This window comes from Micromonospora sp. MP36 (assembly GCF_008119785.1).
Classification (GTDB): Bacteria; Actinomycetota; Actinomycetes; order Mycobacteriales; family Micromonosporaceae; genus Micromonospora.
Genome location: NZ_VSFA01000193.1, coordinates 1 through 7,317, shown reverse-complemented (window position 1 = coordinate 7,317; position 7,317 = coordinate 1). Strand labels below are relative to the sequence as shown.

Annotated in this window: 5 protein-coding genes; 2 read left to right on the top strand and 3 right to left on the bottom strand. The window is 72.2% G+C overall.

The genetic code is table 11. The annotated features are described in order from the left end of the window. Nucleotides 1–2,154, top strand: a 2,154-nt coding sequence (locus FXF52_RS39865) for a hydantoinase B/oxoprolinase family protein (protein WP_148804824.1), incomplete at its 5' end; no start/stop codon positions are given. Nucleotides 2,155–2,298: 144 nt separating this feature from the next. On the opposite strand, the gene FXF52_RS39860 is transcribed toward FXF52_RS39865, so the two are convergent. From FXF52_RS39860 to FXF52_RS39850, 3 genes are read right to left on the bottom strand one after another with little or no spacing between them, the layout of a single operon-like run. Beyond that, nucleotides 2,299–3,042 carry an ABC transporter ATP-binding protein gene (locus FXF52_RS39860; RefSeq protein ID WP_222870937.1) on the bottom strand — a complete coding sequence of 248 codons (744 nt, stop codon included), beginning with the start codon at nucleotides 3,040–3,042 and terminating at the stop codon, nucleotides 2,299–2,301. Next, nucleotides 3,039–4,856 (bottom strand): ATP-binding cassette domain-containing protein, encoded by a 1,818-nt coding sequence (locus FXF52_RS39855; RefSeq protein ID WP_148804823.1) that lies wholly within the window; start codon nucleotides 4,854–4,856, stop codon nucleotides 3,039–3,041. The genes FXF52_RS39860 and FXF52_RS39855 overlap by 4 nt, the downstream gene beginning before the upstream one ends. A gap of 2 nt (nucleotides 4,857–4,858) precedes the next feature. Continuing rightward, nucleotides 4,859–5,716: a branched-chain amino acid ABC transporter permease gene (locus tag FXF52_RS39850; protein WP_148804822.1), complete on the bottom strand. Its 858-nt coding sequence runs from the start codon at nucleotides 5,714–5,716 to the stop codon at nucleotides 4,859–4,861. A 118-nt stretch (nucleotides 5,717–5,834) separates the two neighbouring features. On the opposite strand from FXF52_RS39850, the gene FXF52_RS39845 reads away from it, so the two are divergent. Continuing rightward, nucleotides 5,835–6,881, top strand: coding sequence for a phosphotransferase family protein (locus FXF52_RS39845; RefSeq protein ID WP_148804821.1), 1,047 nt, complete (start codon nucleotides 5,835–5,837; stop codon nucleotides 6,879–6,881). The last annotated feature ends 436 nt before the right edge of the window (nucleotides 6,882–7,317 follow it).

Below are 7,317 nucleotides of genomic sequence, written 5' to 3'. Positions count from 1 at the left end.
ACCCCCGGGATGCTCACGGCAGCGCGACGGCGTCTGGTTCACCTGCAACCACTACGCGACGAAGCAGCGATCATGCTCCGGCAGGTCTCGGGATCGCAGATCGCCGTCGAAGCCAACGATCTGAACACCGCCATCACCACGGCCGACGGCACCGTCGTCGCCTGCGGGGACTACGTGCTGTGCCAGGTCGCCTCGCTCGATCTGGTCACCTCCGACATCATCCGGAACTACGCCACCGACCCGGGAATCCGCCCCGGCGACCAGTTCATGACCAACGATCCGTACGTCGGCACGCTGCACCAGCCGGATGTCGTCGTCGTGGCACCGGTGTTCCACGAGGGCACGCTGGTGGCGTGGTGCGGCTCGACCGTGCACCAGCCGGATGTGGGTGGTCCGGCCACCGGCGGGCTGGCGCTGGACGCCGGGTCGATCTTTGATGAGCCCCTGCCGGTCCCCCCGGTGCGGATCGTGGAACATGACCGGATCCGCCGCGACATCGAGCGCGGCTACCTCATCCGGTCCCGCACCCCACGCCTGAACGCGCTGGACCTGGCCGGCCAGATCGCGGCCAACCGCGCCGCCGTGGCGGCGATCCAGCAGCTGTGCCGCCGCTACGGGACGGAGACCGTGATCGCGGCGATGGACCATCTCGTCGACGTCGCGGAGCGGCAACTTCGCGCGCGGCTACGGGAGCTGCCGGACGGCCGTTGGCGGCACGTGTCCTATCTCGAACATGGCGCACCGGCCCCCGACAACTCGGACGTGTACGCGGTGCGGCTGGCCGCGACCAAGCGGGGCGACGAACTGGTCCTGGACTTCAGCGGCAGCTCCCCCCAGGCCCCCGGCGCGATCAACGCCGCCTACCCGGCCCTGGTCAACTTCGCGGTGGCGTCGGTGCTCGTCTACCTCTGCGCGGACCTGCTGTGGGTGCCGGGTGCCGTCGCCCGGGTGGTGAAGATCATCAGCCGGGAGGGCACCGTGGTGCACGCCGCCTGGCCCGCCGGGGTGGCGATGAGCACGGCCACCTCCTGCCAGGCCATCCGGGTCAGCGTCAACGCGTGCCTGTCGCGGATGCTGGAGGGTTCGGCGGAGCTCGCCCGGCTGGCGATGGCCAGCTGCCAGTCGTCCGGAGCGGGCGGCGGCGTGCTCTCCGGTGTCTCGCGCTCCGGCGAGCCGTTCGGCTCGATGACGCTGGACGAGCTGACCGGTGGCGGCGGGGCGACGCTGCTGCTCGACGGCGTCGACTCGTCGGGCTCCACCACCTCACCCGGAGCGTCCTGCGCCAACGTGGAGGTCAACGAGAGCTACCTGCCGGTGCTCTACCTTCGGCGGGCCGAACTCGCCGACTCTGCCGGCCCGGGGCGGCAGCGGGGCGGGGTGGGGTGCGTCATCGCGCTTCGGCCGCACGGTACCGACGAGCCGATCCGGGTCGTCTCGTTCGCCCAAGGACTGCAGCATCCGGCCGCGGTCGGTCTCGACGGGGGTGACCCCGGACGACAGAGCATGTTCTACGCCGGCGGCGTGGAGGTCGTGGACGACCTGTTGGCCGGCGGGCGGGGCGAGCCCGCTCTGCCGTTGCCCGACGCGGCAGCCCGGCTCACCGGCGACGCCGTGCATCTGGCGGTGACGCAGGGCGGGGGCGGGTACGGCGACCCGCTGGAGCGCGACCCCGCGGCGGTGCTGAGCGACGTCGAGGACGGGCTGGTGAGCGTGGCCGGGGCCGACCGGGATTACGGCGTCGTGCTCGTGCGGGCCGGCGCGACGTCCTGGACGGTGGACCGGGAGGCGACGACGGCCCGGCGCCGGCTCGTGCGTTCGGACCGGATCGGCGGCCGGGAACCGGCGGCCCCGGTGGCGCACCGGCCCGGCCGCCGACTGACCAACGCGCTGGATCTGGTCGACGGCCCCGGCGGGCGGCACATAGCGTGCGCGCGGTGCGCCGCCCCGCTCAGCCCGGTCGACGGCAACCCCTACCTGGCCATGGCTGTCGTGGAGGGCCCGGTGCACGAGGTGGCGCCGCTGCCCGCGCGTTACCCCGGCTCGGAGCGGTTCGTCATTCGGCGCCTGCACTGTCCCTCGTGTGCGAGCCGGATCGAGGTGCAGGTTTCGCTGCGCTCCGACCCGGTCGTGCAGACGGTGGCGCCCATCGCGTGATCCGCCCGCCCCGGCACCGGCCCGCCACGCACGGTTCTCCCCGCCGACGGGTCGTCGGGCGCCAACCGAAGGTCCGGCTGCTGCCGGGCAGTCGGCTGGCCCCGACGACCCCGGGCGGGGGCGTGGGCAGGCCGGGCGCCGTTTCTACTGGAGCCGGCCGAAGTACGCGTCGGCGAGCGCGTCGGATCCGGCGACGTCCGTCGCCGGCCGGTCCAGGATCACCCGGCCCACGTCGAGCACGGTGACCCGGTCGGCGACCTCGAGCGCGGCCGTCACGGCCTGCTCGACCAGCAGGATGCCGATCCCGGTGGCCTTGAGTGCGGCGACCGTGGCCATCACCTCGGCGACCACCGACGGCGCCAGGCCACCCGACGGTTCGTCGAGCATGAGCAGGGACGGCTGTGCCATCAGGGCCTGCCCGATGGCGAGCATCTGCTGCTGCCCGCCGGACAACTGACCCGAGGTGACGTGTCGACGCTGCGCCAAGGCCGGGAACATCTCGTAGATCGGGCCCAACTCGACCAGCAGCTTCCGCTTGTTCAGGCCGCGCGTGTAGCCACCGAGCAGCAGGTTCTCCTCGATGGTCCGGCGGCGGAAGATCCGCTTGCCCTCCTGCACGAGTCCGATGCCGGCCCGCACCCGCTGGTGCGGCGGCGCGCCGGTGATGTCCCGCCCGCGCAGCACGACCGAGCCGGCGTCCGCCCGGTTCAGTCCAGCGACCGCCCGGAGTGTGGTGGTCTTGCCGGCGCCGTTGCGCCCGAGCAGCACGGTGATCTCACCGGCGCGGACCTGCAACGAGGCGTCCCAGACCGCGCGGATGTCGCCGTACCCGCTGGCCAGGCCACGGACCTCCAGCAGCGGGCTCTCCACAGTGGCCGAACTGCTCACGGATGGACCTCCTGCCGCACGCCGAGGTACTCGGAGAGCACCCGGGGGTGGTTCTCGATCTCGTTGGGCGTACCGGAGGCGATCAGCTCGCCCTGCGCCAGCACATGGATGGCGTCGGCCAGGTCGAGCACCAGCCGGAAGTTGTGCTCGACCAGGATCACCGTGGTGCCCGCGGCACGAATCGCGCGGATCAGCCCGGCGAGCCGTTCGATCTCGTCCTCGTCGAGGCCGGAGGCGACCTCGTCGAGCAGGAGCACCTTGGGCCGGGCCACCAGCGCCCGCGCCACCTCGAGCAGCCGCCGGGTGCCCAGCGGCAGGGACGCGGCCTCCACGTCTGCCAACCTCGCGGCGCCGACCAGGCGCAGCACGTCGTCGACCTCGGCCCGATCGGCGGCCGCCGCCCGCCGGTAACGAGGCAGCCGGAGGATCGCGGCCGGCATCCCGACGTGGCGCGGCGAGTACGCCCCGGCGGCGACCGCCTCGCGTACGGTGATGTGCTCGGGGAACAGCGGCGTCTGGAAGGTCCGGGCGACCCCCGCCCGAGCGACGTCGTGGGTGCTACGGCCGGTGATCTCCGCGTCCCCGAGGTGGATCGACCCGGAGTCGATCCGGTAGTAGCCGCAGATGACGTTGAGCAGCGTGGTCTTGCCGGAACCGTTCGGACCGATCAGGGCGGTGATCTGCCCGGGCACGGCGGTCAGCGTGACCCCGCCCAGCGCCTGCAGGCCGCCGAAGCGCTTACGTACGTCGGTCACCGCAAGCCGGGCACCGGTCAGCGGCGGCAGCGCCGGACCGTCGGGTGTAGGGCCGACCGGCGCCGCCTCGCCGGCGGCGGCCGCATCCGGCGTGGGTCGCCAGCGCGTCGCCAGTCGGGCGACGGCCCGGTTGGCGAGCCCGGCCAGGCCGTTGGCCACCAGCGTGCCGGCGAGGATGAGGAAGACTCCGTAGACGATCTGGGTGTACTGCTCGAACTCGGTGGAGCGCAGCGGACCGTACTGCATCACCAGGGCGCCGACGAAGGGTCCGTAGATGCTCTTGGCGCCGCCCAGGATCGAGGCGGCCAGCACGGTCACGGCGAGCGTGAAGCCGAACGAGTGCGGCGCGAGGTACTTGTCCACGTAGGCGAAGAGGGCCCCGGCGATACCGGCCGGGATCGCGCCGATCGCGTACGCGGTCAGCTTCATCCGGTAGACCGAGATGCCGAGCGACGAGGCCAGAATCGGGCTCTCCCGCAGAACCTGGAAGGCGACCCCGTGCCGGGACGTGATCAGGTTGCGCATCACCGCGAACCAGCACACGGTGATCACCGCGACCACGACGTACATGTCGAGGCTGCTCAGTTCCGCGCCGAGGAGCCGGGGCCGGGGGATGCCGACCATGCCCACCGCCCCGCCGGTGTAGTGCTCGAGCAGGTCGAGTAACTGCGGGACCAGCAACACCAGGAAGAACGACGTCATGGCCAGCGACCAGCCACCGAGCCGCAGCCCGGGCACCCCGGAGACCAGCCCGACCAGCAGCGCCGCAGCGGCCGCGACGAGCACGAGCAGCGCCAGGTCGTTGATCCAGTGCATGGCGAGGTAGCCGGTCAGGTACGCGCCGGTGGCGTACATGGCGGCCTGCCCGAGGGCCAACTCGCCGGTGTACCCGAAGCTCAGGTTCAGCCCGCTGGAGAGCAGGGCCAGGATGCAGGTGAGCAGCAGCAGCCGCCGGGTGCCGGAGCTGATGCCGAGCCAGGGCGCCGCGACCAGCAGCACCGCCAGCACCAGGGGGATCGTCCAGGACGGCAGGGCACGGAGCTGACGCGGCAGGGCCATGGTCACACCATCCGTTCCCGCGTCGTGCCGAACAGCCCGGTGGGTTTGAGCATCAGGATCAGCAGCAGGACGACGAACACCATGATCGTGGGCAACTGGCTGCCCAGCCAGCGCCCGGTCAGCGATTCGACGAGCCCCACGAGAAAGCCGCCGAGCAGCGCCCCGGGCAGGCTGCCGAAGCCACCGATGGCCAATGCCACGAAGCCCTTGAGCGCCAGTGCTGCGGCCAGTGTGGAGACCGCGAACGTCTTCGGGCCGACCAGCGGGCCGGTCAGGCCGGCCAGCACCCCGGTGAAGACGAACGCCCCCAGGGCGAGCCGCTTGACGTTGATTCCCCGCAGCAGCGCCGCGTCCCGGTCCTCGGCCATGGCCAGCAGGGCCAGCCCGGTCAGCGACCGACGGCTGTAGACGATCATCGCCACCGCTATCGCGACGACGCTGACGATCAGCACCACCTCGGGGACGCTGATCCGGCCGCCGAGCAGCGTGAAGGTGGCGTCCGAGCCGACGGCCGGCACCTTCAGCACCTGGTCGCCCCAGATCAGCCGGGTGGTGCCGTCGAGGAGGGTGGCCATGCCCAGGGTGGTGACCAGGTGGGCGTGCGCCCCCTTGACCGGTCGGATGGCCACGAACTCCTCGAGCAGAGCGATGAGCCCGATGCCGACCGCCGCGATGGCGAAGATCAGCACGACCGGGAGCTTGGCGACGACCAGGCCCCAGTACGTCACGAAGATCGCGAACATCATGAGTTGCGCGTGCGCGAAGTTGAACGTCGTGTATGCGATGAAGACGACGTTGTAGCCGATCGCGATCAGGGCGTAGACGGCCCCGATCGACAGGCCGGACCAGATCGGTGTCACCGCACCTCCTCTCGGTCGCCGTGGCGGCGGTCACGCCGATTGAGGAACTATAGCGAGCCAACCAAGCGCTTGCTACTGTCGTCGGGAAGTCGCCGCAGCCGATTCCGGGGAGTCGCCGATGAGCGTCGCGCCACCCCTGCCGCTCGGGATCTCCCCCGCGGTCCCCGATTGGCTGGCCAAGCACGTTCCGGGGCTGCGGCCGCCGATCGGGTTCACCCGGTTGCCTGGCGGGCGCTCGAACCTCACCTACCTGGTCACCGACGCCGCAGGCGTACACCGGGTGCTCCGCCGGCCACCGCTCGGCTCGCACGCGGCGACGGCGCACGACGTACTCCGCGAGGCACGCCTACTGGACGGCCTCACAGGCGAGGTGCCGGTGCCCGCCATCCTCGCCGTCTGCGCGGACGATTCGGTCACCGACGCACCCTTCGTGGTGATGGAACACCTGGACGGCCTGGTGCTGCGCGACCCGGCCGGCGTCGAGGCATCGCTCAGCGTGGCGCAGCGGCGGTTGGTGGGCCCGGCCCTGATCGACGCGATGGTGACGCTGCACCGGGTGGACCCGGCGCGGGTCGGCCTCGGCGCCCTGACGGCGCGCCGCGACCACGTGGCACGGCAACTGCGCCGGTGGTACGGGAACTGGAGGCGCGGCGGCACCCGCGAGCTGCCCGATCTCGAGGCGGCGCACGCGCGCCTGGCCGAGCTCGTGCCCGAGCAGCGCCGCACCGGTATCGTCCACGGCGACTACCGGCTGGACAACTGCATCCTGGACCCGTCGATGGCCGTACGGGGCATCCTCGACTGGGAGCTGACCACGGTCGGCGACCCGCTGGTCGACCTGGGGCAGTTCCTCGTCTACTGGGCGGAGCCGGCCGACCGCCAGACCGCGCTGTACGCGCCGCCGACCGTGGTCCCCGGCTTCTCCACCCGGGCCGAGCTGGCCGAGCGGTACTGCGCCGCGACGGGCGACGACCCGGCCGCGCTGGATTACCACCTCGCCTTCAGCTGGTGGAAGACGGCCTGCATCGTCGAGGACGTCTACGCCCGGATGCGCCGGGGCGCCATGGGCGTCACCGACCGCTCCCCCGAGTCCTTCGCCGAGCAGGCCGCGGCGCTGGCCGCGCAGGCTCGCCGAGCAGCGGCGCGACTGGTCGCGCCGCGGTGACGTCCGTCGGTCCGACGTCCGCCGTTGTAGCGACCAGGCGCTGTGTCGTGGCATCCTGCGGGAGCAATCGACGCCGATTCCGCCGGGGATCGACCCCTCGCCCACTCACCCGTGGCTGCGCACGACACGGGGCACCGCACGCGACGGCCGGGTGGGACGCCGGGCGAAGACGGTCGGCCCGGCGGAACGGCGCGCCGGGCACACCATCGTAACAAGCGCTTGGTAGGCTAGGTGTCCCGAACGCCGCCAGCGGCAATGGCCGCACGCCTCGGGCCGAACACGATCCATCCCGTCTAGTTGTCTGCGAGGAAACATTGGTGCGAGAGCCTGGGGACCGGCGCGAGGCGCTCCTCGACCCCGCTGCCGCCCTGTTCCCCCGCCAGGGGGGGGCGGCGACCACCGGCCGCCAGGTCGCCGACGAGGTCGGCATCCTCTC

What these genes read in the sequence shown, in the direction of transcription:
- FXF52_RS39845 (WP_148804821.1), top strand. Translation starts at nt 5,835, where the DNA reads ATGAGCGTCGCGCCACCCCTGCCGCTCGGGATCTCCCCCGCGGTCCCC.
- FXF52_RS39855 (WP_148804823.1), bottom strand. Translation starts at nt 4,856, where the DNA reads ATGGCCCTGCCGCGTCAGCTCCGTGCCCTGCCGTCCTGGACGATCCCC.